23 protein-coding genes and 1 pseudogene are annotated in these 26,605 nt (G+C 62.5%); 18 read left to right on the top strand and 6 right to left on the bottom strand.

Going from position 1 to position 26,605, the window contains the following annotated elements:
- Positions 1 to 44 precede the first annotated feature (44 nt).
- The 4 genes from BLT89_RS15785 to BLT89_RS15770 form a co-directional block, all read right to left on the bottom strand.
- Positions 45 to 1,496: an NAD(P)(+) transhydrogenase (Re/Si-specific) subunit beta gene (locus tag BLT89_RS15785; RefSeq protein WP_090197604.1), complete on the bottom strand. Its 1,452-nt coding sequence runs from the start codon at positions 1,494 to 1,496 to the stop codon at positions 45 to 47.
- Position 1,497: 1 nt separating this feature from the next.
- Entirely contained in the window at positions 1,498 to 1,818 is a 321-nt protein-coding gene (locus BLT89_RS15780; protein WP_090197601.1) for an NAD(P) transhydrogenase subunit alpha, read from the bottom strand.
- Positions 1,819 to 1,847: 29 nt separating this feature from the next.
- The gene (locus BLT89_RS15775; protein ID WP_090197598.1) at positions 1,848 to 2,969 is read right to left on the bottom strand and encodes a Re/Si-specific NAD(P)(+) transhydrogenase subunit alpha; all 1,122 of its coding nucleotides are present in this window, start codon (positions 2,967 to 2,969) and stop codon (positions 1,848 to 1,850) included.
- 440 nt (positions 2,970 to 3,409) lie between these two features.
- Positions 3,410 to 4,315, bottom strand: a complete 906-nt coding sequence (locus BLT89_RS15770; protein WP_090197596.1) for a LysR family transcriptional regulator — start codon at positions 4,313 to 4,315, stop codon at positions 3,410 to 3,412.
- Positions 4,316 to 4,533: 218 nt separating this feature from the next.
- On the opposite strand from BLT89_RS15770, the gene BLT89_RS15765 reads away from it, so the two are divergent.
- From BLT89_RS15765 to BLT89_RS15750, 4 genes are all read left to right on the top strand, one after another.
- The gene (locus BLT89_RS15765; RefSeq protein WP_090197593.1) at positions 4,534 to 5,715 is read left to right on the top strand and encodes an acyl-CoA dehydrogenase; all 1,182 of its coding nucleotides are present in this window, start codon (positions 4,534 to 4,536) and stop codon (positions 5,713 to 5,715) included.
- Between the two features lie 102 nt (positions 5,716 to 5,817).
- Positions 5,818 to 7,209, top strand: coding sequence for a glutamine synthetase family protein (locus BLT89_RS15760; RefSeq protein WP_090197591.1), 1,392 nt, complete (start codon positions 5,818 to 5,820; stop codon positions 7,207 to 7,209).
- A 48-nt stretch (positions 7,210 to 7,257) separates the two neighbouring features.
- Positions 7,258 to 8,625 carry an aspartate aminotransferase family protein gene (locus BLT89_RS15755; RefSeq protein ID WP_090197588.1) on the top strand — a complete coding sequence of 456 codons (1,368 nt, stop codon included), beginning with the start codon at positions 7,258 to 7,260 and terminating at the stop codon, positions 8,623 to 8,625.
- 113 nt (positions 8,626 to 8,738) lie between these two features.
- Positions 8,739 to 9,962: a CaiB/BaiF CoA transferase family protein gene (locus BLT89_RS15750; protein ID WP_090197585.1), complete on the top strand. Its 1,224-nt coding sequence runs from the start codon at positions 8,739 to 8,741 to the stop codon at positions 9,960 to 9,962.
- A 233-nt stretch (positions 9,963 to 10,195) separates the two neighbouring features.
- On the opposite strand, the gene argH is transcribed toward BLT89_RS15750, so the two are convergent.
- Positions 10,196 to 11,590 (bottom strand): argininosuccinate lyase, encoded by a 1,395-nt coding sequence (argH, locus tag BLT89_RS15745; protein ID WP_090197583.1) that lies wholly within the window; start codon positions 11,588 to 11,590, stop codon positions 10,196 to 10,198.
- A gap of 134 nt (positions 11,591 to 11,724) precedes the next feature.
- Between argH and BLT89_RS15740 the strand changes: the two genes are divergently transcribed.
- The 9 genes and pseudogenes from BLT89_RS15740 to BLT89_RS17750 form a co-directional block, all read left to right on the top strand.
- Complete coding sequence (locus BLT89_RS15740; protein ID WP_090197581.1) at positions 11,725 to 12,798, top strand: sensor histidine kinase; 1,074 nt, start codon at positions 11,725 to 11,727, stop codon at positions 12,796 to 12,798.
- Between the two features lie 5 nt (positions 12,799 to 12,803).
- Entirely contained in the window at positions 12,804 to 13,550 is a 747-nt protein-coding gene (locus BLT89_RS15735) for a LytR/AlgR family response regulator transcription factor (RefSeq protein ID WP_090199121.1), read from the top strand.
- A gap of 85 nt (positions 13,551 to 13,635) precedes the next feature.
- Entirely contained in the window at positions 13,636 to 14,577 is a 942-nt protein-coding gene (gene hemC / locus BLT89_RS15730) for a hydroxymethylbilane synthase (RefSeq protein ID WP_090197578.1), read from the top strand.
- Positions 14,574 to 15,344, top strand: coding sequence for a uroporphyrinogen-III synthase (locus tag BLT89_RS15725; protein ID WP_090197576.1), 771 nt, complete (start codon positions 14,574 to 14,576; stop codon positions 15,342 to 15,344). The genes hemC and BLT89_RS15725 overlap by 4 nt, the downstream gene beginning before the upstream one ends.
- A gap of 18 nt (positions 15,345 to 15,362) precedes the next feature.
- Positions 15,363 to 16,472 carry a uroporphyrinogen-III C-methyltransferase gene (locus tag BLT89_RS15720; protein ID WP_231975034.1) on the top strand — a complete coding sequence of 370 codons (1,110 nt, stop codon included), beginning with the start codon at positions 15,363 to 15,365 and terminating at the stop codon, positions 16,470 to 16,472.
- A complete protein-coding gene (locus BLT89_RS15715) occupies positions 16,469 to 17,704 on the top strand; it encodes a heme biosynthesis HemY N-terminal domain-containing protein (protein ID WP_090197571.1) in 1,236 nt (411 codons plus the stop codon). Before BLT89_RS15720 ends, BLT89_RS15715 begins: the two co-directional genes overlap by 4 nt.
- A 117-nt stretch (positions 17,705 to 17,821) precedes the next feature.
- A complete protein-coding gene (locus tag BLT89_RS15710; RefSeq protein WP_090197568.1) occupies positions 17,822 to 18,313 on the top strand; it encodes a disulfide bond formation protein B in 492 nt (163 codons plus the stop codon).
- 210 nt (positions 18,314 to 18,523) lie between these two features.
- Positions 18,524 to 18,997 carry a sigma D regulator gene (gene rsd / locus BLT89_RS15705; protein WP_090197565.1) on the top strand — a complete coding sequence of 158 codons (474 nt, stop codon included), beginning with the start codon at positions 18,524 to 18,526 and terminating at the stop codon, positions 18,995 to 18,997.
- Between the two features lie 298 nt (positions 18,998 to 19,295).
- Positions 19,296 to 19,955: pseudogene (locus tag BLT89_RS17750) on the top strand (AlgP family protein); the annotation flags it as partial.
- Here the strand turns inward: BLT89_RS17750 and BLT89_RS15695 are convergent.
- Positions 19,955 to 20,410, bottom strand: coding sequence for a TIGR02444 family protein (locus BLT89_RS15695; protein ID WP_090197562.1), 456 nt, complete (start codon positions 20,408 to 20,410; stop codon positions 19,955 to 19,957). The pseudogene BLT89_RS17750 and the gene BLT89_RS15695 overlap by 1 nt on opposite strands.
- Positions 20,411 to 20,545: 135 nt before the next feature.
- Here BLT89_RS15695 and BLT89_RS15690 point away from each other — a divergent pair, with 135 nt between their 5' ends.
- From BLT89_RS15690 to BLT89_RS15670, 5 genes are all read left to right on the top strand, one after another.
- The gene (locus tag BLT89_RS15690) at positions 20,546 to 22,456 is read left to right on the top strand and encodes an ATP-binding cassette domain-containing protein (protein ID WP_090197560.1); all 1,911 of its coding nucleotides are present in this window, start codon (positions 20,546 to 20,548) and stop codon (positions 22,454 to 22,456) included.
- Positions 22,457 to 22,485: 29 nt separating this feature from the next.
- Complete coding sequence (locus tag BLT89_RS15685; protein WP_090197557.1) at positions 22,486 to 23,238, top strand: TerC family protein; 753 nt, start codon at positions 22,486 to 22,488, stop codon at positions 23,236 to 23,238.
- Between the two features lie 101 nt (positions 23,239 to 23,339).
- Positions 23,340 to 23,834: a DUF4124 domain-containing protein gene (locus BLT89_RS15680; protein WP_090197554.1), complete on the top strand. Its 495-nt coding sequence runs from the start codon at positions 23,340 to 23,342 to the stop codon at positions 23,832 to 23,834.
- Between the two features lie 90 nt (positions 23,835 to 23,924).
- Positions 23,925 to 24,554, top strand: a complete 630-nt coding sequence (locus BLT89_RS15675) for a LysE family transporter (RefSeq protein ID WP_090197551.1) — start codon at positions 23,925 to 23,927, stop codon at positions 24,552 to 24,554.
- Positions 24,555 to 24,692: 138 nt separating this feature from the next.
- Positions 24,693 to 26,591 carry a cytochrome c/FTR1 family iron permease gene (locus BLT89_RS15670; RefSeq protein ID WP_090197548.1) on the top strand — a complete coding sequence of 633 codons (1,899 nt, stop codon included), beginning with the start codon at positions 24,693 to 24,695 and terminating at the stop codon, positions 26,589 to 26,591.
- Positions 26,592 to 26,605: the final 14 nt, after the last annotated feature.

Here is a 26,605-nt window from a genome sequence, read left to right as displayed (position 1 = left end):
AAACCCGGCCTAGGCCGGGTTTTTTATGCTGCTAACGTGTTCGATTACTCGACCGCCTTGACCATATCCTCGATGACTTTCTTGGCATCGCCAAACACCATCATGGTCTTGTCCAGATAAAACAGTTCGTTGTCCAGGCCGGCGTAGCCGCTGGCCATCGAGCGCTTGTTGACGATCACCGTTTTGGCCTTGTAGGCCTCGAGGATCGGCATGCCGGCGATCGGCGACTTCGGATCGTTCTTCGCCGCCGGGTTGACCACGTCGTTGGCACCGAGCACCAGCACCACGTCGGCCTGACCGAACTCGGAGTTGATGTCTTCCATCTCGAACACCTGCTCGTAGGGCACTTCGGCTTCGGCCAGCAGTACGTTCATGTGGCCGGGCATACGGCCGGCCACCGGGTGGATGGCGTACTTGACGGTGACGCCACGGTGGGTCAGTTTCTCGGCCAGCTCCATCAGCGCGTGCTGCGCACGGGCCACGGCCAGGCCGTAACCCGGCACGATGATCACGGTGTCGGCGTTGGTCAGCAGGAAGGCCGCATCATCACTGGAGCCGGACTTCACCGGACGGGCTTCCTTGTCGCCGGCCGGGCCGGCAGCTTCGCTGGTGCCACCGAAGCCGCCGAGGATGACGTTGAAGAACGAGCGGTTCATCGCCTTGCACATGATGTAGGAGAGAATCGCGCCGCTGGAACCGACCAGGGAACCGGCGATGATCAGCATCGAGTTGTTCAGCGAGAAGCCGATACCGGCCGCCGCCCAGCCCGAGTAGCTGTTGAGCATCGACACCACCACCGGCATATCGGCGCCGCCGATCGGGATGATGATCAGAACGCCGATAACGAACGCCAGTGCCAGCAGCAGCAGGAATGCGCTCAGGCTGCCGCTGAAAGTGAAGTGCAGACCCAGCGCGAGGATTGCCAGGCCCACGCCCAGGTTGACCCAGTGCTGGCCCTTGAACTGCACCGGCGCGCCCTGGAACAGGCGGAACTTGTACTTGCCGGAGAGCTTGCCGAAGGCGATCACCGAACCGGAGAAGGTGATCGCACCAATGGCTGCGCCGAGGAACAACTCCAGGCGGTTGCCGCTGGGGATCGGATCGCCCAGCGCGGCAACGATGCCCAGCGACTGCGGTTCCAGCACGGCGGCGATGGCAATAAACACCGCCGCCAGGCCGATCATGCTGTGCATGAAGGCCACCAGCTCGGGCATCTTGGTCATTTCCACGCGTCTGGCCATGATCGCGCCGGCGCTGCCGCCGACCAGCAGGCCGAACAGTACATAACCCAGACCGGCAGCGGCACTGCCGCCTTCGTTGAGTTGCGCCGCTAGCTTGAACACCAGGAACACCGTGGTGACCACGGCCAGACCCATGCCGAGCATGCCGAACAGGTTGCCCTGGCGCGACGAGGTCGGGTGCGACAGGCCTTTCAGTGCCTGAATGAAGCAGACTGAAGCGATCAGATAGAGCAGGGTAATCAGGTTCATGCTCATCTTATTTGCCCTCTGCCTTGGCTTTTGGGGCCTTCTTCTTGAACATTTCCAGCATGCGCCGGGTAACCAGGAAACCACCGAACACATTCACTGCCGCCAGTGCCACGGCCAGAGTGCCCATCAGCTTGCCCATGGGGGTTACGGTCAGGGCGGCAGCCAGCATGGCGCCGACGATGACGATGGCGGAAATCGCGTTGGTTACCGCCATCAGCGGGGTGTGCAGCGCGGGGGTGACGTTCCACACCACGTGGTAGCCGATATAAATCGCCAGCACGAAGATGATCAGGTTGTAGACGCCGTGGGAAATCAGCATGTCTTCCATTTTCTAACTCCTTGGATTCAGCCTCGGGCTTAGCCGTTGCTGCGTACGACCTGGCCGTCGCGGCACATCAGGCACGCGGCGACGATGTCGTCTTCGAGGTTGAGGTGCAGGTGGCCGTCCTTGTCGATGACCAGCTTGAGGAAATCCAGCAGGTTGCGCGCATACAGGGCGGAAGCGTCCGCCGGCACCAGGGTCGCCAGATTGCTGTGGCCGACAATGGTCACGCCATGCTTGACCACCACCTGATCCACTTCGGTCAGCGGGCAGTTGCCACCCTGGGACGCCGCGATGTCGATGATTACCGAGCCGGGTTTCATTTCTTCGACGGTGGCGGCGTGCAGCAGGGTCGGCGCCTTGCGGCCGGGAATCAACGCGGTGGTGATGACGATATCGGCCAGTTTGGCGCGTTCGTGCACGGCGCCGGCCTGACGCTGCATCCACGAAGCCGGCATCGGCCGCGCGTAACCACCGACACCTTCGGCGCACTCGCGTTCTTCGTCGGTTTCCAGCGGCACATCGACGAACTTGGCGCCGAGCGACTCGATCTGTTCCTTCACCGCCGGGCGTACGTCGGAGGCTTCAATCACCGCGCCCAGCCGCTTGGCCGTGGCGATGGCCTGCAAACCCGCCACGCCGGCACCCAGTATAAGTACGCGGGCGGCCTTGACCGTACCGGCAGCGGTCATCAGCATCGGCATGAAACGCGGGTAATGGTGCGCGCCGAGCAGCACTGCCTTGTAGCCGGCGATGTTGGCTTGCGACGACAGCACGTCGAGACTCTGCGCGCGCGAGGTGCGCGGTGCGGCTTCGAGGGCGAAGGCGGTAATGCCGCGTTCGGCCATTTTGGCGATGGTCGCGTTGTCGAACGGGTTGAGCATACCCACCAGTACCGCGCCGGGCTTCATCAGCGCCAGTTCGGCATCGTTGGGCGCCAGTACTTTCAGTATCAGGTCGGCACCCAGGGCCGTGGCGGCATCACCGATGTCCGCACCCGCCACTTCAAAGACATGATCCGGCAGGCTGGCCTGAATGCCGGCACCACTCTGGACGGTGATCTGATGGCCATGGGCAATCAGTTTTTTCAGGGTTTCCGGAGTAGCAGCTACCCGGGTTTCACCAGCATGGGTTTCGAGAGGGACACCGATGTGCACAGCAAGTCTCCTGCGTGTGATCTTTCTAGGGTTGGCCGGATCGCTACGTTGGCAATCCGGGTGGCTGATCAGCACATAGCACCGCGTGACCCGGGCTTGCCGGGCCCGGGGGCGCGGCATTTTGCTGATCCGGAATGCACAGCGCAAGGGTTATGGAATTTAAAAATTGCATAACCAAAAGTTATAGCCCTATGCGGCTCAGGCATGCTGTCTGCAGGGTGCGCAATTACTGGTCCGGCCCTGTAAATATATGGCCTGAAGCGGCAAAGCTGACTATCCGGCAAAGTTGCCGTCGGTCGAATTTGTTGTTTCCGGAACTGTAGACCAGCTGGGCAGTTAAATCCTGCGCAACGCTAGCCATGGCTGGCTTGGCGCCGATTTACCGGACTGTAGTTTGCCGGTGAGCCTGCTGCATGAAGACAGTCCGTTGAGCGCGCAGGCTAGGGGTGGTTTTCCAGTTGGTAGGCATGGGCTGCCTGACGCAACCAGTCACGAAAGCAGCGCAGCGCGGCGGATTCAACGGTGCGTTCGGGGATGATCAGGTAGTAACCCTTGTCGGTCGGCACCGTATGCGGGCTGGCGATTTTCAGGCGGCCATCGCTCAGTTCACGTTCGATCAGGAAAGGCGGAATCAGCGCCACGCCCATAGCGTGACTGGCGGCTTGCGCGAGCATGGAAAACAGCTCGTAGCGCGGGCCGTTGAGATCCTGTGGCATATTCAGGCCCTGCTTGTTGAACCACTGGCGCCAGGCATAGGGCCGGGTGCTTTGCTGCAACAGCGGCAGACGAGCTATTTCCGCAGCAGAAAGAGTCTGCCGGGCACCCAGCAGCAGCGGGCTGCACACCGGCAAGGAGTTTTCCGGCATCAGAAAATGCGCTTCGGTGCCCGACCATTCGCCGTCGCCAAAATGGATTGCTGCATCGAAGCTGGTATCGGCAAACAGAAACGGCCGGGTGCGGCTGGACAGGTTGACGGTGATCTGCGGTTGCAGGCGCTGGAATTCGGCCAGCCGCGGCAGCAGCCACTGGGTGCCGAAGGACGGCACCACCGCCAGCTCGATATTTTGCGCGCCCTGCTGGCTCATCACCGCCAGGGTATCGCGCTCGACCGCATCCAGCTGGGCGGCGACGCGCCGCGCATAGGCCAGGCCGGCTTCGGTGAGCTTGACGCCGCGGCGTGTGCGGCGAAACAGCTGGATGCCGAGAAAGCTTTCCAGCCCGGCAATCTGCCGGCAGATGGCGCTCTGGGTCAGCGCCAGCTCCTCGGCGGCCTTGGTGAAACTCTCGTGACGGGCGGCGGCTTCAAAGCTGACCAGTGCAGCCGTGCTGGGAATTTTGCGACGCATACTGAATCCAGTTATGCGCATGCGGCACAGGCGTGCGCAAAAAATTAAGTTAAAACACTCTTCGGAGTGAGAAATTAGCACAACAGCGTGCAAATTTCTCGTTTGCCCTACCGCCTGCGCCTGACTAGAGTTAATCCACGCTAATTGCCGGGACGCCAGCTGTGCTGGTTAGACCCGGTTCGATGACTGTTGCGAAATCACTGTTTGAGGAATCCATCATGGCCGGCAAGGTAAGTTTCCACTGGGAAGATCCACTGTTGCTCGATCAGCAGCTGACTGACGAAGAGCGCATGATTCGCGACAGCGCCCGCCAGTTTGCCGCCGACAAGCTGGCCCCACGGGTACTCGAAGCATTCCGCAACGAGTACACCGATCCGGCGATTTTCCGCGAAATGGGTGCTACCGGATTGCTCGGCGCGATCATCCCCGAGCAGTACGGCGGCAGTGGCCTGAACTATGTCAGTTACGGCCTGATTGCCCGCGAAGTCGAGCGTATCGACTCCGGCTATCGCTCGATGATGAGCGTGCAGACTTCGCTGGTGATGGTGCCGATCAACGAATTCGGCTCTGAAGCGACCAAACAGAAATACCTGCCGAAACTGGCTTCGGGTGAGTTCATCGGCTGTTTCGGCTTGACCGAGCCGGACCACGGGTCCGACCCCGGTTCGATGGTGACGCGGGCGAAAAAGGTCGATGGCGGCTATCGCCTGAGCGGCGCCAAGATGTGGATTACCAACAGCCCGTTTGCCGACGTGTTCGTGGTCTGGGCCAAGGACGATGCCGGCGAAATCCGCGGCTTCGTGCTGGAAAAGGGTTGGGAAGGTCTGAGTGCACCGGCGATCAAGGGCAAGGTTGGCCTGCGCGCCTCGCTGACCGGCGAGATCGTCATGGACAACGTGTTTTGCCCGGAAGAAAACGCTTTCCCCGATGTGCGCGGCCTGAAAGGTCCGTTTACCTGCCTGAATTCGGCGCGTTACGGCATCAGCTGGGGCGCCCTGGGTGCCGCTGAAGCCTGCTGGCACACGGCGCGGCAGTACACCCTGGATCGCAAGCAGTTCGGCCGCCCGCTGGCGCAAACCCAGCTGATCCAGAAGAAGCTGGCGGATATGCAGACCGACATCACCCTGGCTCTGCAAGGCTGTCTGCGTCTGGGGCGGATGAAAGACGAAGGCACCGCGGCAGTGGAAATCACCTCGATGATGAAGCGCAACAGCTGCGGCAAGGCGCTGGACATTGCCCGTATGGCCCGCGACATGCTGGGCGGCAATGGCATCAGCGACGAATTTGGCGTGGCCCGGCATCTGGTCAATCTGGAGGTGGTCAACACCTACGAAGGCACCCATGATGTGCATGCGCTGATTCTGGGTCGTGCCCAGACCGGTCTGCAGGCGTTTTTCTGAGTAACCCTTACCGATAGATTTTAAGGGTGGGCTGCAGCCCACCGTTGTTGCAAAGACTGCCTGGTGGCCTGAAGCCCACCCTACGCCTTGAGGTCCGGTTGCATGCATCCCCATTTGTCCACCGCCGACGAGGCACTGGCCTGGCTTGAGGCCAACGGCATTCGCCGGGTCGAGCTGGTGTTTGCCGACCTGACCAGCGTGGCGCGCGGCAAGATCCTCGGCACCGCCAGTTTCCTCGAAACTGCGGGGGCGAAAATGCCCTCGCTGTTGCTTGGTCTGACAGTTACCGGCGGTGAGCCAGAGGCAGTGTTCGACCGAATCTTTCCGCAGACCTTTCCGGACATGGCACTGCGCCCGGACTGGAGCACGCTGGTGCGTGATCCGCTGGCGAAGGTGCCAACCGCCAGCATCCTGTGTGATATCGAAGCGCGCTTCACCGCAGCCGATGGTCAGCGGCAGGTGAATGTCGCCGAACTGGCGCCACGCCAGCTGCTCAAGCAGATGCTCAATCGACTGGCGGCTGCCGGCTACCGTGCCCGCGTGGCGCCGGAGCTGGAGTTCTTTCTGGTGCACGAGCAGCGCAACGCCGATGGCAGCCTGCAAGTGGCGCATGGCATGTCCGCCAGAGTGCCGCATGTGGAAAGCTCCCATGACGTCTCCTCTGCGGAAACCGCCGCAAGCTTTGCGCCGTTTTTCGATGACCTGTGGGATGCCTGCGAGGTACAGGGCATTCCGATTACCGGCTATGGCCACGAAGCGGCAACCGGTCAATATGAAGTCAATTTCGGCCCCGGCGAACCGCTGGCGCAAGCCGATGCGGTGTTCCGCTTCAAGCGTCTGGCCCGTGAGCTGGCGCGCCGCCATGGTTGCCGGGCGACCTTCATGGCCAAGCCCTATCTGCAGGAGCCCGGCACCGGCATGCACTGGCATATCAGCCTGAGCGATGTCGGGGGTAATAATCCGTTTACCGACAGCGACGGCTCGGCGCATCCGCGCTTGCGGCATTTCGTCGGTGGCTGGCAGGCTTCAGCACGGGCGTCGATCGCCATCCTTGCCCCTTATGTGCATTCCTATGTGCGCCTGCAGCGCCCGGACGCAGCGCCGGCCAGCGCCGAGTGGGGTTACGACAACCGCACTGTGGCTTTCCGCATTCCGCACTCCGATCCGGCCAACCGCCGGCTGGAACACCGCCTGCCGGGTGGCGATGCCAATCCCTACCTGAGTCTGGCGCTGATGATCGGTGCCGGCCTCAGTGGCATGCAGCAACGCCTCGAACCCGGCCCGGAGACCAGTGACCGGCCGGCGGTGTCTGCCGCCGGTGCCTTGCCGCTGAATCTGGCACAGGCACTGGACGAGTGGGAGCGCTGCCCGATCATGCTGGAAACCTTCGGCGCACCTTTTGTCGAGCTGTATACGCTGATCAAACGCCATGAACTGGACGAGCAGGAAGCTGATCCTGACTTCGCCTTGAAGCATCTGCTGGATCGCAGTTAATCCCGCAGCGGCCTGTGTGCCGTTGCCTTGCCGCACTCTGGAGACGACATGACTACCACCCCGAAGAATCCGCAAACCCTCGCCTGGCAGGCCATGAGCCGCGACCACCACCTGGCGCCGTTCAGCGACTTCCAGCAAGTCATTGACGTTGGCCCGCGCATTATCGTCAAGGGCCAGGGTGTCTACGTCTGGGACAGCGAAGGCAACAAGATTCTCGACGGCATGGCCGGCCTCTGGTGTGCCGCGATCGGCTACGGCCGCGAAGAGCTGGCCGATGCTGCCAGCAAGCAGATGAAAGAGCTGCCGTTCTACAACACCTTCTTCATGACTGCCCATCCGCCGGTGCTGGAGCTGGCCAAGGCCATCGCCGCAATCGCCCCCGAAGGCATGAACCACGTGTTCTTCACCGGCTCCGGTTCCGAAGGCAATGACACCATGCTGCGCATGGTCCGCCATTACTGGGCCTCCAGGGGACAGCCACAGAAGCAGATCATCATCAGCCGCATCAACGGCTATCACGGCTCCACCGTGGCCGGCTCCAGCCTTGGCGGCATGAGCTACATGCACGAGCAGGGCGGGGTGGTGCCGGGCATCGTGCATATCCCGCAGCCCTACTGGTTCGGCGAGGGTGGCGACATGAGCGCGGATGAATTCGGCGTATGGGCCGCCGAGCAGCTGGAAAAGAAGATTCTCGAGGTCGGCGAGGAGAACGTCGCGGCCTTTATCGCCGAGCCGATCCAGGGCGCCGGCGGGGTGATAGTGCCGCCGGAAACCTACTGGCCGAAAATCCGCGAGATCCTCGCCAAATACGACATCCTGTTTGTTGCCGATGAAGTGATCTGCGGTTTTGGTCGTACCGGTGAGTGGTTCGGCAGCGACTACTACGGCCTCAAGCCGGACCTGATGACCATCGCCAAGGGCCTGACCTCCGGTTACATCCCGATGGGCGGGCTGATTGTCAGCGACAAGGTGACCGAGGTGCTCAAGGCGGCAGGTGACTTCAACCATGGCTTCACTTATTCCGGGCATCCGGTGGCAGCCGCCGTGGCGCTGGAAAATATCCGCATCCTGCGCGAAGAGAAGATCGTCGAACAGGTGCGTGAGGAAACCGGTCCCTATCTGCAGCAGCGTTTGCGTGAACTGCTCGATCACCCGCTGGTTGGCGAAGTGCGCGGGGTTGGCATGCTCGGCGCCATCGAACTGGTGCGCGACAAGAAAACCCGCGCCCGTTACGAAGGCAAGGGCGTCGGCATGCTGTGCCGTGGTCACTGCTTCAACAACGGGCTGGTGATGCGTGCGGTCGGCGACACCATGATCATCGCCCCGCCGCTGGTGATCAGCAAAGCCGAGATCGACGAGCTGGTGACCAAGGCGCGCCTGTGTCTGGATCTGACTCTGAAAGATCTGCAGGCGTAAACAAACCGTAGGGTGGGCTTCAGCCCACCAAGGTTCTATTGGCTACGGTGGGCGGAAGCCCGCCCTGCGTCTGCCCGCCCTATCTGATGCGTTCTTTTTATGGAGCTGCTGCCATGTCCGGCGCCCTTGCCAATATCCGTGTGCTTGACCTATCCCGCGTGCTGGCCGGCCCCTGGGCCGGGCAGGTGCTGGCCGATCTTGGCGCCGAAGTGATCAAGGTCGAGCGCCCCGGCGTGGGTGACGATACCCGCCATTGGGGGCCGCCTTACCTGAAGGATGCGCAGGGCAACGACACCGGCGAGGCGGCTTACTTCCTTGGCGCCAACCGCAACAAGCAGTCGCTGACCATCGATTTCACCCAGGCCGAAGGCCAGCGCATCGTGCGTGAACTGGTGGCGCAATGTGATGTACTGGTGGAGAACTTCAAGGTCGGCGGGCTGGCTGCGTATGGGCTGGATTATGCCTCGCTGCAAGCCATCAATCCGCGGCTGATCTACTGCTCGATAACCGGTTTCGGCCAGGACGGGCCTTACGCCAAGCGCGCCGGTTACGACTTCATGGTGCAGGGCCTCGGCGGCCTGATGAGCCTGACCGGGCGCAGCGAGGAGGAAGGGGGCGGCGGTCCGATGAAGGTCGGCGTGGCCCTCACCGATATTCTCACCGGGTTGTACGCCACCATCGGCATTCTCGCCGCGCTCAATCACCGCGAGCAGACGGGTGTTGGCCAGCATGTTGATCTGGCGCTGCTGGATGTGCAGGTGGCCTGTCTGGCCAACCAGGCGATGAATTACCTGACCACCGGCGTGCCGCCCAAACGCCTCGGTAATGCCCACCCGAATATCGTGCCTTACCAGGATTTCCCCAGCGCCGATGGCGATTTCATTCTGGCCGTGGGCAACGACAGCCAGTTCCGCAAGTTCTGCGAGGTGGCCGGCTGTGCCGAGCTGGGCAGCGATCCGCGCTTTGCCAGCAACAAGGCACGGGTGGCCAATCGCGAGGTGCTGATACCGCTGCTGCGCCAGGTCACGGTGTTCAAGAGCACGGCGCTGTGGATCGAACTGCTGGAGCAGGCCGGCGTACCCTGCGGGCCGATCAACAATCTGCAGCAGGTATTTGAAGACCCGCAGGTCAAGGCCCGCGGTCTGCGCCTTGATCTGCCCCATGCGCTGGGTTGCCTGGCACCACAGGTGGCCAGCCCGATCCGCCTGTCCGTCACACCGGTGGAGTACCGCCAGGCACCGCCACTACTGGGCCAGCATACCGAGCAGGTGTTGCAGTCACTGCTGGGCATGAGCGCGGAGCAGATCAGCCAGCTGCGCAGCGCCGGGGTGCTTTGAACGCGTAAGCCTTGGTGTTGCTGATGGTTTCCATGCTCCAGCGCGGAAACCTCAAGGGTGCTGGGTAGGGCTATGACGGATTGGAAATTTCTGATCGTTCCCACGCTCCAGCGTGGGAACGACTCCCGGGCTGCTCTGCGGCCCACAGGCGCGGAGCGCCTGACGCTGCGTTCCCACGCAGGAGCGAGGGAACGATCAGTACTGCGGATATCCAGTCAGGAAAAACGCGCAGCTCAGCGCCCGGCAAGCAGCGCCTTGCCACGCGCTACCGCCGCGCGCACCTGATTCGGTGCGGTGCCGCCGATATGGTCGCGGGCATTCACCGAGCCTTCCAGAGTCAGCACGGCGAATACATCATCAGTAATCTGCTCACTGAACTGGCGCAGTTCGTCCAGGCTCATTTCGGCCAGGTCCTTGCCGGTTTCCACGCCGTGTCTGACGGCATGGCCGACGATCTCGTGGCAGTCGCGGAACGGCAGGCCCTTGCCGACCAGGTAGTCGGCCAGATCGGTGGCGGTGGAGAAACCGCGCAATGCCGCTTCGCGCATGCTCTCGCGGCGGGGCTTGATCGCCGGCACCATGTCGGCAAAGGCACGCAGCGAGTCGCGCAAAGTGTCGGCGGCGTCGAACAGCGGTTCCTTGTCTTCCTGGTTGTCCTTGTTGTAGGCCAGCGGCTGGCCTTTCATCAGGGTCAGCAGGCCCAGCAGGGCACCGAATACCCGGCCGGATTTGCCGCGGACCAGTTCCGGCACATCGGGATTCTTCTTCTGCGGCATGATCGAGGAACCGGTGCAGAAGCGATCCGGCAGGTCGATGAACTGGAACTGCGCTGAAGTCCACAGCACCAGCTCTTCGGAAAAACGCGACAGGTGCATCATCGCCAGACTGGCCGCCGCACAGAACTCGATGGCGAAATCGCGATCGGAAACGCCGTCCAGCGAGTTGCCGCCAACGGCGTCGAAACCGAGCAGTTCACAGGTGATGCTGCGATCGATCGGGTAAGTGGTGCCGGCCAGGGCGGCAGAGCCCAGTGGCATGCGGTTGACCCGCTTGCGGCAGTCGACCAGACGCTCGTAATCGCGCGAGAGCATTTCGAACCAGGCCAGCAGATGGTGGCCGAAGGTCACCGGCTGTGCGGTCTGCAGGTGGGTGAAACCGGGCATGATGGTGTCCGCCTCGGCCTCGGCCAGACCGAGCAGGCCCTGTTGCAGGCGGGTCAGTTCAGCGAGGATCAGGTCGATCTCGTCACGCAGCCACAGGCGGATGTCGGTAGCCACCTGATCGTTGCGCGAACGCCCGGTGTGCATCTTCTTGCCGGTGACGCCGATGCGCTCGGTGAGCACCGCTTCGATGTTCATGTGTACGTCTTCCAGATCGACGCGCCAGTTGAACTGGCCGGCTTCGATCTCGCCCTGGATCTGCCGCAGACCGGCCTCGATGGCGTCGCGCTCGGCGCTGGTCAGCACGCCGACCTTGGCCAGCATACTGGCGTGGGCGATCGAGCCCATGATGTCGTGGCGGTACAGGCGCTTGTCGAAATCCACCGAAGCGGTGAAGCGGGCAACAAAGGCATCGACGGGTTCGCTGAAGCGGCCGCCCCAGGACTGGTTGGTCTTATCTTGGCTCATGGCTGACTCGTGGCTGAGGTGAGAATGGGGCAGGCGCGATGCCCGCGGAACGGATAAAGTGGACCAATAATAACAGGCACGGAGCCGCCTTCGCGCGGCTTGCTGCAATCGCGGAAGCGGGGATCGCCAAGCAAATGAACAAAAACTGGTTCAAGCCGCAAGCCTTGCCGGCGGTCGAGGATGATTTCTTCCTGCCCGAGCTGTGCGAGTCGGAGGCCCTGTTCAGTCTGATCCTGCTGGCCGAGTTGCTGGTGCTGGTGCTGGTACTGGCCGAACCGATCATGCAGGGCTTCGACTGGGTGCGCCTGGCGCTGACCTCGCTGTTTGTGCAGTGGATCGTGCTGCTGTCGGCGGCTGTGCTCTGTCGTCTGCGTCCGCTGCTGGCACGCATGCCGGTGAGTCTGGCTTCGACCACCTGTTGTTGTGTGGTGCTCGCCCTGACGCTGGGCTGCTCGGCGGTTGCCGACTATTTCAATCTGGGCGGGGCGATGCAGCGCAACGGCGAGGCGAACTTCTATCTGCGCCATGCACTGATTGCACTGATCATGTCGGCGTTGCTGTTGCGTTATTTCTATCTGCAGAGCCAGTGGCGGCGGCAGCAGCAGGCGGAGCTGAAGGCACGCATCGAATCGTTGCAGGCGCGTATTCGTCCGCACTTCCTGTTCAACAGCCTGAACAGTATTGCCAGCCTGGTCGCCGTCGATCCGTACAAGGCCGAGCAGGCGGTGCTGGACCTTTCCGACCTGTTCCGTGCCAGCCTGGCCAAGCCCGGTGTGCTGGTGCCCTGGTGCGAGGAGCTGGAACTGGCCAGGCGCTACCTGTCGATCGAAAAATACCGGCTGGGTGAGCGCTTGCAGCTCGAATGGCAGGTCGATACGCTGCCGGCGCAGCTGCCGATTCCCCAGCTGACCTTGCAACCCTTGCTGGAAAATGCCTTGATCCATGGTATTCAGCCGCGCATAGACGGTGGTCTGGTGCGCGTTGAGGGTTCTTACCGCGAGGGCATTTTCGAACTGTGTGTGAGCAACCCCTTTGATCCGGCCGCCGATGCCAGGCCCTCGCGCGGCACCCGTCAGGCGCTGGGCAATATCGAGGCGCGTCTGGCGGCGATTTTCGGTCCGCAGGCAAGATTAATTGTCGAACGTCGTGACGGTCGCCATTTCGCTTGTCTACGCTATCCTTGTGCGAGTCTGCCGCAGGAAGCATGAGCAATATGAATGTCCTGATTGTCGATGACGAACCGCTGGCCCGTGAACGTCTGGCCCGCCTGCTCGGCCAGATTCCCGGTTGCCGGGCACTGGAGCCGGCTGCCGGTAATGGCGAAGAAGCATTGCAGCTGATCGACAGTCTGAAGCCGGACGTGGTTCTGCTGGATATCCGCATGCCGGGCATGGACGGCCTGCAAGTGGCGGCCAAACTGTGTGAGCGCGATGCGCCGCCGGCGGTGATCTTCTGTACCGCCCATGACGAGTTCGCGCTGGAGGCATTTCAGGTCAGCGCCGTCGGTTATCTGGTCAAGCCGGTGCGCCTGGAGGCCCTGGCCGAAGCGTTGAAGAACGCCGAACGGCCTAACCGCGTACAACTGGCAGCCCTGACCCGTCCGGTGGAGGACGAAGTGGGCGGTCCGCGCAGCCATATCAGTGCGCGCACGCGCAAGGGTATCGAGCTGATCCCGCTGGAGCAGGTGATCTACTTCATTGCCGACCACAAGTACGTCACCCTGCGCCATCCGCAAGGCGAGGTATTGCTGGATGAGCCGTTGAAAGCCCTGGAAGACGAGTTCGGCGAGCGTTTCGTGCGTATTCACCGCAATGCCCTGGTGGCGCGCGAGCGGATCGAACGTCTGCAACGTACTGCGCTGGGCCATTTCCAGTTATACCTGCGTGACCTCAACGGCGAGCCGCTGACAGTCAGCCGCCGCCATGTGGCCGGGGTGCGCAAGCTGATGAACCAGCTTTAGCCGACTCAGGTCACGGCAGGCAAGCGGGCCGATTTGCTGCTTTTGTCCTGTTATCATGGTGGCTGTTCATTGTTCGAGAGCCGCCATGCCCCCGCGTCCCATCCGCATCGCAACCCGCAAAAGTGCCCTCGCCCTGTGGCAGGCTGAATACGTCAAGGCTGCCCTGGAACAGGCCCATCCGGGCATTCAGGTCAGCCTGGTGCCGATGGTCAGTCGCGGCGACAAGCTGCTCGACGCACCGCTGGCCAAAATCGGCGGCAAGGGCCTGTTCGTCAAGGAGCTGGAAACCGCCCTGCTGGAGCACGAGGCGGACATCGCCGTGCATTCGATGAAGGATGTGCCGATGGACTTTCCCGAGGGTCTTGGCCTGTTCTGTATCTGCGAGCGCGAAGATCCGCGTGATGCCTTCGTCTCGAACCGCTTCGCCAGTCTTGACCAGCTGCCGCCCGGCAGCGTGGTCGGCACCTCCAGCCTGCGCCGCCAGGCCCAGCTGCTGGCGCGCCGGCCCGACCTGAAAATCAACTTCCTGCGCGGCAACGTCAACACCCGTCTGGCCAAGCTGGACGCCGGCGAGTATGACGCGATCATTCTGGCCGCAGCCGGGCTGATCCGCCTGGGCTTTGCCGAACGCATCCGCTCCTCGCTGAGTACCGAAGACAGCCTGCCGGCCGGTGGTCAGGGGGCGGTCGGTATCGAATGCCGCAGCGCCGATAGTGACATCCATGCCTTGCTGGCACCGCTGCATCATGCCCAGACGGCTGTGCGGGTCAGTGCCGAGCGCGCCCTGAACAAACATCTTAACGGCGGCTGTCAGGTGCCGATTGCCTGCTATGCGGTACTTGAGGGCGAGCAGTTGTGGTTGCGCGGACTGGTCGGCCAGCCCGATGGCGGGCGTTTGCTGCGTGCTGAACAGCGCGCGCCGGCGACAGCCGCAGAAAGTCTAGGCGTGCAGGTTGCCGAACAGTTGTTGCAGCAGGGCGCGGCAGAAATTCTGCGGGCGGTGTATGGCGAGACCGGCCAGCCGTGAGTGACTGGCGCCTGCTGCTGACGCGCCCGCAAGTGGAGTCGCAAGCCCTTGCCGCACAGCTTGCAGCGCGCGGCATTTTCTCCAGCAGCCTGCCGCTGCTGGAGACTCAGCCGCTGCCGGAAACACCCGGGCAGCGTGCGCGGATGCTCGAGCTGGATCACTACACGGCCGTCATCGTGGTCAGCAAGCCAGCGGCCCGCCTGGGGCTGCAGCGTCTGGAGCATTACTGGCCGCAGCCTCCGGCACATCTGCAATGGTTCAGTGTGGGCGCGGCTACCGGCCAGTTGCTGGCCGATCATGGTTTGCCGGTGTGCTGGCCGCAGGCCGCAGATGACAGCGAAGCCCTGCTGCAGATGCCGCAGTTGCACAGGGCTTTGCAGGTGCCGCAGCCGCGCGTGCTGATTCTCAAGGGTGAGGGTGGCCGCGAGTTGATTGCCATGCACTTGCGCGCACAAGGCGTCACGGTTGACTATCTTTCACTGTACCGGCGTGTGTTGCCGGAGTACCCGGCGGGTCTGTTGCGGGCCCGGATAGACGAGCAGCAACTCAATGGTCTGCTGGTCAGCAGTGGCCAGGGGCTGGAGCATCTGATCCGGCTGGCCGCTGATGATTGGGCGTATGTGGCAAGTTTGCCACTGTTTGTACCCAGCCCCAGGGTGGCGGCGCTGGCCAGGGCTGCCGGGGTACGGCATGTTGTCGATTGTCGTGGCGCGAGTGCCGCGGCCCTGCTGGAAGCGCTGCAGGCTGAACCTGCACCGGCGCACTGAAGCGATAAGGATATGAACGTGAGTGAAGCTGATCTGCCTGTCGAACCAACTGTAGAGCCCCGTCGCGAGCCCCCGGTCGCGCCTGCCAAACCGCAGCGCGCCGGCAATGGACTGGCCTTGCTGGCCTTGCTGCTGGCGCTTCTCGCCGCCGGTGCCGCGGGCTGGGGGATCTGGCAGCAACGGCAACAAGCCGCCGCCTCGACTGTGCAAACGCAGCTGGACCAGCTTCGCCAGCAGCTCGGTGAGCGTGCTGCCGCGAGCAAAGCATTGCAGAGCAAATTTGCCGATTTTGCCCCCGCAGCAGAATTGTCAGCCCAGCAGCAACTGCTGGCCCAGTTGCAGGGTGAGCAGCAGGCTCTCAGTCGCCGCGTCTCCCGCGTACTCGGTGGTACCCGTCAGGGCTGGCGGCTGGCGGAAGCCGAACACCTGCTGCGTCTGGCCAGTCTGCGTCTGGCAGCCCTGCAGGACATCAACAGTGCGCTGGTGCTGGTAGAGGGGGCCAGTGAGATTCTGCGCGAGCAGGATGATCCGGACGCCTTTGCCACCCGTCAGCAGATTGCCACGTTGTTGCAGGCCCTGCGCAGCGTTGATCAACCGGACCGCAGTGGCCTGTTTCTGCAGCTGGGTGCCTTGCGCGAGCAGACCCCCGGCCTACAGCCGCTGACCCCGGTGTTTGCCCTGCAGGGCGAGGTTCAGGACAACTCCGCCGCCGAGGGCGATGGCAGCAGCCGACTGGCCCAGTGGCGGGAGCAGTTGTCGCGCTATTTCCGTATCCAGCTGAATGCCGACCAGGATGTACGGCCGTTGCTGGCCGGGATGCAACTGGATCAGGTGCGTCTGGCGCTGAATCTGGCGCTGGAGCAGGCGCAATGGGCAGCTCTGAATGCTGATAGCCAGGTCTATACGATGGCGCTCGGGCAGGCCCGCTCAATTTTGCAGGGCGCATTCCAGCAGGACAACGCACAGAGCCGCGCCATGCTGGCGAGCATCGAACAACTGGCCACGCAGCCGGTGTCGGTCAGCGTGCCGGACATGCAGCCAGCCTTGGCCGCGCTGCAGGCCTACATACTCCGGCGGCAGCAGGTCGAAGAGCAGCCTGTTGCCCCGGCTGCAGGTAAGCAGCCATGAGTCGGCTGGCGTTATTGATATTGCTGGTGGTGGCTGCCGCCGCCGCGCTGGGCATGGCGATCGCGCAGAGTGCCGGTTACGTGCTGGTGGCTTATCAGGGCTTCCGTTTTGAAGCCAGTCTGTGGGCGACGCTGGCGCTGCTGGTGGCCATCTGGGCCTTGTTCTACGGTTTGCGCTTTCTGTTCGGGCTGTTGCTGGGTTCGCTCGGGCTGGTCAATCCGTGGTCGGGGCGCAATCGCAGCCGCCGGGCCCGGATCTCCGCCGAGCAGGGCTTTGTGGATTTGCAGGAAGGCCGCTGGGCACGGGCGCAAAAGCATTTGCAACGGGCTGCAGAAGACGCCGAGCAGCCCCTGATGTATTACCTTGGCGCGGCGCGGGCGGCCCAGCAGCTGGGGCAATCCGCGGAAGCCGATGGATTGCTCGAGCGGGCCTTGACCAGCCAGCCCAAGGCCGAGCTGGCAGTGGCGCTGGCGCATGCCGAACTGCAAACGGCGCGCGGCGATCAGGCGGCAGCGCTGGAAACCCTGCAGGTCATGCACAAGCGTTATCCGGGTAATCCACAGGTATTGCGCGAGCTGGTGCAGCAGTATCGCAGCAGCGCCGATCATTCGGCACTGCTGGCCCTGCTGCCGCAGCTGCACAAGAGCAAGGCGCTGGCAGCGGAGGAATTGGCTGTGCTGGAAGTGCAGACCTGGCAGGGACGTCTGCAGGCAGCCGCAACACAAGGCACGAATGCGCTGCAGGCAGTCACGGAGGCCTGGCAACAGATGTCCTCGGGTTTGCGCCGCCAGCCGGAACTGTTGCTGGGCTACTGCGAAGCCTTGCACCGTCTGGGTGCGGATGATCAAGCGGAAAGTCTGCTGCGCAAGGCGCTCAAGCAGGGTTATGACGCCCGTCTGGTCAGACTCTATGGCCAGCTGCGCAGCAAGGACAGCGCCAAGCAGTTGCAACTGGCCGAGGGCTGGCTGCAACAGCAGCCGAAAGATCCGCTGTTGCTGCTCAGCCTTGGCCGGCTGTGCCTGAGTTGCGAACTGTGGGGCAAGGCCCGGGACTACTTCGAGGCCAGCCTGTTGTTGCAGCCGGATGCGGAAAACTGTGCCGAACTGGCGCGCCTGCTTGCCCGCATCGGCGATATCGGGCGCAGCAACCAGTTGTTGCAGCAAGGCCTGGAACTGATGGGCCAGGCCTTGCCGGAGCTGCCACAGCCTGTGGAGGGCAGCCGCAGCGGCTGATATATTCAAACTGCATTCGGGCTTGTGATCGGCGCCCGATCCTGCAAGCATCTGCTGCGTTTTTTTACCCTGACAAGCGGCTGTTGTTTGTCGAGGGTCTGGGTTTTCGGAGTCGGCATGTCATTTTTAACTTCCCGCGGCCTGTTTTTGCTGGCGTTCATCGGCTGTCTGCTGATCATGGCCGGCGCACTGTATCTGGAGCATGTGGTCGGTCTCGAGCCATGCCCGTTGTGCATCGTGCAGCGGATCTGCGTAATGCTGTTCGGTCTGGTCTGCCTGCTGGCCGCCGTGCATGGTCCCGGCATGCTTGGCCAGCGCATTTACGCGGTGCTGCTGCTGCTGATTGTGGCGGCTGGCGGTGGCACCGCGGCTCGCCAGGTCTGGCTGCAATCGATGCCGGCTGACCAGCTGCCGGCCTGTATTCCGCCGCTGGATTACCTGATGGACTCGCTGCCGTTTCAGGACGTGGTCAAGGTGGTGCTGCACGGCAGCGCCGATTGCGCCGAGGTCAGCTGGTCATTGTTTACCCTGAGCATTGCCGAATGGAGCCTGCTGGCTTTTCTCGGCATGCTGGTATTCGCATTGTTGCAATTGCTGCGACGCAGCTGACGTCTGCGGCAGGTGTGCCGGAAGCGATTAAACAGCTGTATGAATTTTCCACTGACAGTGGCTTGTCTGCATCAGAGGGGCGGCATACCCTGTTGGCTCGTGTTGTCAGCGGCGCTTGCGTTGCCAGCACCTTCCCGCGCGACTTCGTATTAGGCATCTTGACCTGGAAGTTCGCCGATAAAATCAAGACCACAAGGGAAGCGAAGCATCATGTTAGAGAGCTGCCAGAACGCCCAGGAACGCTGGGGCGGGTTGCACCAGGTGATTGATCGCTGGCTGCAGGAGCGCCATCAACTGGTGCTTCTCTTCGGCAAGCTGACTGCAGAACAGCATGCGCCTGCCGCCAACGCCAATGACCTCAAGGGGTTCTGTCAATTGCTGGTCGACTACGTGTCGGCGGGTCATTTCGAGATCTACCAGCAGTTGCTGCAGGAAGCCCGCAGCTTCGACGATCAGCGCGGCCTGGAGCTGGCGCGCCGGATCTACCCGCGCATCGAGGCGATCACCCAGGTTGCCTTGTCGTTCAATGACCACTGCGACAATGGCGATTGCCGTGAAAGCAAATCACTGCATGCGGAGCTCGAGCAGCTGGGTGAATTGCTGCAGGAGCGTTTCGAGCTGGAAGACTGCATGATCGAAGTGCTGCATAACGCCCACCAGCAAGAAGCACTGCCCCAGGCCTGAAAGGCGGATGTATCTGGCGTCTGTGACGTCAGGTTGTATTCAGCGGTTCTGTGCCTGTGTCTAGTTCCTTTTTCTGTCTGCACCCGGTCAGGGTGACGGGCTTTCGGCTGGAAGGATGTCTGGCAATTTTGACGCCTGAACTGGTCGAGAGACTTGCTCCGGCAGTGGCCGGATCTATGGGCATATGACAATTGCGTGAAATTGCCGGTTGAATAGCCGTAAAAACGCCGAGGGCTTCTGGCCGCCGCTGCATTACAGGGCTAAGATGGGACCATACCCACACGCCTGGAGGCGAGCCATGTCGTCAAAGAAGAAGTCACTGCCTACCCCGTTGCACTTGCTGCAGGAGCTTTCAGGAGGCCTTGTGGCGCACTTGGAAAATGCCTGCGCAAAAGCCATGGCAGAAGCTGAAAGTATCCTCGCCAAGCTGGAAAAAGAGCGTAACAAGGCGCAGGAAAAGCTGCACAAGAATCGTATCAAGATGCAGGAAGCTGCCACTGCCGGTAAATCCAAGGCGCAGGCCAAGGCGCGTAAAAGCATTGCCGAGCTGGAAGACCTGCTCGATGCGCTGATGGATCGTCAGACCCAGACCCTGCAGTACATTTCCGACCTCAAGCGTGACGCCCAGGAAAGCATGAATCTGGCTGAAGGCGTGAACAAGGTGCGCGAAGCAGTCAGCTCCGCACTCAATATGCGCAATGCCAAACCGGCTGCAACCAAGGCCGCAGCGCCCAAGGCGGCTGCCGCCAAGCCTGCCGCAGCGGCAAAACCTGCAGCTAAGGCTCCGGCGCGCCGGCGCGCCCCTGCCAAACCTGCGGCTGCTGCCAAGCCAGCCGCCAAACCCGCTGCTCCCAAGCCGGCGGCCAAGCCTGCGGCCAAACCGGCAGCACGCAAACCCGCCGCGAGAAAGCCTGCCGCTGCCAAACCTGCCGCAGCTGCTCCTGCCAAGCCGGCGAGTTAAACCGCCGCGGCTGCGCTGCGCAGGGTATCCAGCGCAGCGCGGTTGTCTCTGCCAGCGGCTCCTGCCAGCGTGATCAGCCAGGAGCCTGCTTTACTTGCCGGCCAGCTCTGGCTGCATTGTTCCAGTCGCGTCAGCAAAGCCTTCTCGGCCTGCAATTCCAGGATTTTGACCTGCTCGCGCAACAACCGCAGTTGCTCATCCTGTTGCGCCTTGGTGCGCCAACTCTGGCGCATCTGTCTTAGCGGTTTTACCACTGCATCCTGCCACGGCCCGGCAATGCTCTGGAGCGCTTTGCTGCGTGTCCCGCTGCAGGCGACCTGGCGCTGCTCAAGCCAGAGCGCGGTCAGCAACAGGCAGACATCTGCCCCGCTGGCCTGCAGTTGCAGGCAGGCTTCCTCTGCGCCCGGGCAGGCATAGACGCGTTTGGCGAAGTTCCATAAATCGGCAGGCATGTCTTGCTCCGCAGGTTGTGGCAGCGAAAGCTGATAAACTCCGCGGCCGCAAGAGCAGCGGTGCTCAACCTGCTGCACCATTAGCTATTTTTCGTTCGGCACTTTGCGCCGGCCGACTGCCCTGGACAGGATCAGATGATTCGACTGCAAAATCTTACCCTGCAGCGCGGCCCGCAGCGTTTGCTCGATGGTGCCGAGCTTACCCTGCATCCGGGCCAGAAAGCGGGACTGATTGGCGCCAACGGTGCCGGCAAATCGAGCCTGTTTGCCCTGCTGCGTGGGGAGCTGGGTGCCGACGGCGGTGACTGCCTGCTGCCACCGGACTGGCGCATTGCCCATATGCGTCAGGAGATCGAGACCCTCGAACGCCAGGCGGTGGATTATGTGCTCGATGGTGACCAGCATCTGCGCAGCGTGCAACAGCAGCTGGGCGTTGCCGAGGCGGCCCATGATGGTCACGCCATTGCCCGCCTGCATCTGGAACTGGATAACGCCAACGGTTACAGCGCGGATGCGCGGGCGCGCAAATTGCTTGCCGGTCTGGGCTTCAGTAACGCGCAGATGGATCAGCCGGTAGCTGACTTTTCCGGTGGCTGGCGCATGCGCCTGAATCTGGCGCAGGCCCTGATGTGTCCGTCCGACCTGTTGCTGCTCGACGAACCGACCAACCACCTCGATCTGGATGCCATCCTCTGGCTGGAAAGCTGGCTGAAGGAGTATCCCGGTACATTGATACTGATTTCCCATGACCGTGACTTTCTGGATGCCGTAGTGGATCACATCGTGCATCTGGAGCAGCAGAAACTGGTGCTCTACCGCGGCGGTTATTCAACCTTCGAGCGCACCCGCGCCGAGCGCCTGGCGCAGCAGCAGCAAGCCTTCGAGAAACAGCAGGCACAGCGCGCGCACATGGAAAAGTACATTGCCCGCTTCAAGGCCCAGGCGACCAAGGCGCGCCAGGCGCAAAGCCGCATCAAGGCGCTGGAGCGTCTGGAAGAGCTGGCCCCGGCGCATGTCGACTCGCCGTTTGATTTCTGCTTCCGCGAATCACAGAAAATCTCCAGTCCGCTGCTGGACCTGGCTGAAGGCAGGCTGGGCTATGGCGACAAGACGGTACTGCAACAGGTCAAGCTGCAACTGGTGCCCGGTGCACGTATCGGCCTGCTGGGCCCGAATGGCGCGGGTAAATCAACCCTGATCAAGACCCTTTCCGGCGACTTGCAGCCACTGGGCGGCCGCCTGCAGCGCGGTGAAAATCTGTCCATTGGCTACTTTGCCCAGCACCAGCTGGACTCGCTGGACAATAAAGCCAGCCCGCTGCTGCACCTGCAGCGGATTGCCCCGAGCGAGCGCGAGCAGACGCTGCGGGATTTTCTCGGTGGTTTTGACTTCCGCGGTGGCCGTTGTGACGAAGCGGTAGTCAATTTTTCCGGTGGCGAAAAGGCCCGCCTGGCGCTGGCACTGATTGCCTGGCAGCGCCCCAATCTGCTGCTGCTCGACGAACCGACCAACCATCTGGATCTGGAAATGCGCCTGGCGCTGACCATGGCCCTGCAGGAGTTTTCCGGCGCAGTGCTGGTGGTCTCCCACGACCGGCATTTGCTGAAAAGCACCACCGACGAGTTTCTGCTGGTGGCCGATGGCCGCGTGCAGACCTTCGACGGCGACCTGGATGACTACAGCCGCTGGCTGGTGGATTACCGTGCGCGGCAGATCCCCGCCGGCACCAGCGAGCCGGGTGCAGACAAGACTGACCGGCGCGCACAGCGCCAGGCGGCAGCGGCGTTGCGCCAGCAACTGGCACCCCATCGGCGGGAAGCGGAGAAGCTGGAAAAAGCCCTGGGACAACTGCATGAGCAACTGGCCGGTGTCGAAGCCGGTCTGGCCGATGCGGCGATTTACGAAGCGGGGCGCAAGGATGAACTGCGCGAACAGCTGGCCATGCAGGCTAAATTGAAAGCCCGCGAGGCCGGGCTGGAAGAGCAGTGGATGGCCGCCCTTGAGCAGCTGGAAGCTTTGGAACAACAATTGGCGCAAGCCGAGTAACCCTGGCGTTATCCCTTGAGGTAGAAAACATGGAATGGCTGATGACCCCGGAGCTCTGGGTTGCGTTTCTGACATTGACGGCACTGGAAATCGTGCTGGGCATCGACAACATCATCTTTATCTCGATTCTGGTCAGCCGCCTGCCGAAAGAGCAGCAGGCGCGCGGGCGGATTTTCGGGCTGGCGCTGGCCATGGGCACGCGTATCGGCCTGCTGCTGTCGATCACCTGGGTAATGCGCCTGACCGATGACCTGTTTACGGTGTTTGCTCAGGGTATTTCCGGACGTGACCTGATCCTGTTTTTCGGCGGTCTGTTCCTGCTGTTCAAAAGCACCATGGAGATCTACCACAGCACGGAGGTTGCCGATGAGGGGCCTTCCAGTACCGGCAAGACCTACGGTTTCCTCGGCATCATTATCCAGATTGCCATTATCGACATCATCTTCTCGCTGGACTCGGTCATCACCGCCGTGGGTATGGTGCAGAACGTGCCGGTGATGATCGCGGCCATTGTCATTTCGGTGCTGGTAATGATGCTGGCCTCGGGAACCATCAGCGAGTTCATCGACAAGCATCCATCGCTGAAGATTCTCGCGCTGTCATTCCTGATCGTGGTGGGCACCGTGCTGGTTGCCGAAGCCTTTGATGTGCATGTGCCCAAGGGCTATGTGTATTTCGCCATGGCCTTCTCGCTGGCGGTAGAGGCGATCAATATCCGGGTGCGTACGGCGCTGGGCAAGAAGACCAGCCCGGTGCAATTGCACAAGGATTTGCCGGACTGACCCGTGCAGCTTTTGCGTTACCGGAGCAGCTGCCTGCTGGACTATTCAGCGGGAAGTGCCATGCTGACCGGTAACGTTCAAGCCCTGCCGCGGAGGAATGCATGTCTGTAGCGAAGCCGGGAATTCTGCTCCTGTTGCCTATCTTCTGTGCCGGCGTTGCGCTGTTGCCCCATGCCGCTGCGCAGGAGCCGGTGTACAAGTGGGTAGATGCTGCAGGGAACGTCACCTATTCCGACCAGCCGCCACCCTCCGGGCACACTGCCGAGCAGCTGCAGATGCCGGCCGGCCCTTCGGCTGCAGAAACTGAAGCGGCACAGCAACGCAGCGAAGCCTTGCAGCGCCAGGCCGACGAGATGGCCCAAGAGCGCAGATTGCGCGAGCAACGGGCAGCCGAGGCGGCCAAAGCCGCCGCCGTTGCGGCAGCCCAGGCTGAGCCGGCAGAGCAGGAAGACAGCAACTATAACAACGCGCCGTATTACAACAGCTGGCCAGCGGGACCAGACCGGCGGCCGATTGTGCGGCCGCGCCCCCCCGGTTCGGTGCTGCCCCCGCGTCCGGTACAGCCGATTGCCCGTCCCGTCCTGCCGCGTCGCTGAAGGGTTACTCCGTCAACACTTGGCGGGCATGGCGTTCCGCTTTCGCGCAGCGTTATCCTTGCGCTTTGCCGGTATGCCGTGAGTGCTTGCATGAGTCTGGAAACCTGGATTGCCTTTTTCATTGCCTGCTGGGTGATCAGCCTGTCACCCGGTGCCGGGGCTGTGGCTTCGATGTCGGCCGGTTTGCAGTACGGCTTTCGTCGTGGCTACTGGAATGCCTTCGGCCTGCAGGTGGCGCTGCTGCTGCAGATCGTCATTGTTGCCGCCGGTGTCGGTGCCTTGCTGGCCACGTCCGAACTGGCGTTCAGCCTGATCAAGGGCTTCGGGGTGCTCTATCTGGTCTATCTGGGCTGGAAGCAATGGCAGGCGGCGCCGGCACCTTTACGCGCTGAAAACATGCCGCATCCGCCGCGGCGCCGGGCGGCGCTGGTGCTTAGCGGATTTCTGGTCAACGCCAGCAACCCCAAGGCGATTATTTTCATCCTTGCGGTGTTGCCGCAATTTATCGAGTTGCAGCAGCCGCAATTGCCGCAATATGCCCTTATGGCGCTGACCATGATCGTGGTTGATCTGCTGGTAATGGCGGCCTACACCGGTCTGGCTGCGCGGGTGCTGCGAGTACTGCGTTCGCCGGCGCAGCAGCGTTTGCTCAATCGTACCTTTGGCGGCCTGTTCATGGTTGCCGCCGGGCTGCTGGCGATGGTCAGGCGCACCGGCTGACTCCCTTCGAGGGCGACCATGCTGGATGCAACCTGGCGCCGGGCGAAGGCAGCCAGAAAGGATTTTCTGCAGGGGGATTTCAAGAGACGGCGGACTGCGTACAATCAGACGATATCAATTCTTATTTGTGATTGGGTCATGATTGCTACCAGATTTATTGTGACACGCTGCCTCTCGGCCCTGCTGATTTGCACGGCCTTGCCGTTGCTGGCAGCCCCGCAGAATGACAGTGCGCGCGCCCTGCATCTGCTCGGTTATATCGGCGCAGACTACCCGCGCACCGTCTCCGCCGGGCAGGTAATCGATGAACCGGAGTACCTTGAGCAGCAGGAGTTCATGGTTGTCCTGCAAGGGCTGCTGGCCAGTCTGCCGGCCAAGCCCGGACGGGCCAGGCTGGAGCAGGAACTGCATCAGCTGGATGAAGCCATTCGCCAGCGTCAGGACGGCGCCGCGGTCGCCCGCCAGGCACGCCAGATAGCCGCCGAACTGGTCGATCTGTATCAGGTGCAGCAGGCGCCGGCCATCAGTCCGGACCCGGCGCGCGGGGCGCCACTGTTTGCCGAGAATTGCAGCGTTTGTCACGGCGCCAGTGGCGCGGGTGACGGCCCGGCAGCCGTCGGCATGCTTCCGGCGCCATCCAATCTGCGTGATCAGGCACGGCTTGACCAGTTGAGCCTGTACGACATCTACAACACCATCGGGCTGGGCGTGGACGGCACGGAAATGGCCGGTTTTACCGACCAGCTGGACGAGCTGCAGCGCTGGGATCTGGCCAGCTATATCGCCAGCCTGAGTGCGCCGCCGGTCAACGAAGGGGAAACCTTCAGCCTTGCCTTGCTGGCCGGCAAAACCCCGGCGGAAATCGCCAGCAGCCAGGATCAGGCGGCTGCAGCACGCTTTCGTGCCCAGCGCGCCCATCCGCCACAACCCAAACGCAGTGCCGGGCAATATGTCGAGCACACCCGCAAGATGCTGGCAGCCAGCCTGGACGCTTACCGCGCCGGTGAAGCGACCAAGGCCTATGAGCTGTCGGTCGCCGCCTATCTGGAAGGCTTCGAACTGGTCGAGAGCGGCCTGAACAATATTGATGCCGAACAGCGCAAGGCCACCGAACGGGCGCTGATGGCTTATCGCAAGGCGCTGCAGGATGGCGTTACCGTCGAGCAGGCGGCGCAGGCTCTGGCCAGTGCAGACCAGCAGTTGCAGCGCTCGGCCGAACTGCTCTCACAAGGCGGCATGTCGGCCTCGCTGAGTTTCATTTCCAGCTTGCTGATTCTGCTGCGCGAAGGGGTCGAGGCGATTCTGGTGCTGGCGGCGATCCTGGCGTTCCTGAACAAGACCGGGCAACAGCACGCGACCCGTAGTGTGCATGTCGGCTGGGGCCTGGCCCTGCTGGCCGGGGTGCTGACCTGGGCGGTGGCGGCCTGGCTGCTGGATATCGGCGGGGCCCAGCGCGAGGTTCTGGAAGGTTCCACGGCGATTTTCGCCAGCGCCATGCTGCTCTGGGTCGGCGTGTGGATGCACGGCCGCCGTCAGGCAGACGCCTGGCAGGGTTATCTGCAACAGTCGATGCTCGGCAGCAGTGGCCGTTTCAGTTTTGCCATGCTGGCCTTCATCGCGGTTTACCGCGAGCTGTTCGAGGTCATTCTGTTTTATGAAACCCTGTGGCTGCAGGCCGGTCCGGGCGGGCAGAACTGGGTGCTGCTGGGTGCGCTGACTGCGCTGGTGCTGCTGCTCGGCCTGGCCTGGATCATCCTGCGTGGCGCCGCGCGCTTGCCGCTGGGCACTTTCTTTAGTGTCAACGCGGTGCTCATGTGTGCCCTGGCGGTGGTGTATGCCGGGCACGGAGTGAAGGCCCTGCAGGAGGCCGGCGTGCTGTCACTGCAGCCGCTGCACTTTATCGAGCTGGGCTGGCTGGGCGTGCATCCGGATGGCTACAGCCTGTCAGCCCAGGCGCTGGTGTTGCTGCTGATTGCGCTGTTTTACGGCCGCGACTGGTGGCAGTCACGGCAGCGCGCGGAGCTGACGGGGAAATGAGCGGGGCGCAGGCG

The sequence above is a fragment of the Pseudomonas pohangensis genome (assembly GCF_900105995.1).
Taxonomy (GTDB): domain Bacteria; phylum Pseudomonadota; class Gammaproteobacteria; order Pseudomonadales; family Pseudomonadaceae; genus Aquipseudomonas; species Aquipseudomonas pohangensis.
This window is presented reverse-complemented; position numbering and strand designations above follow the sequence as displayed.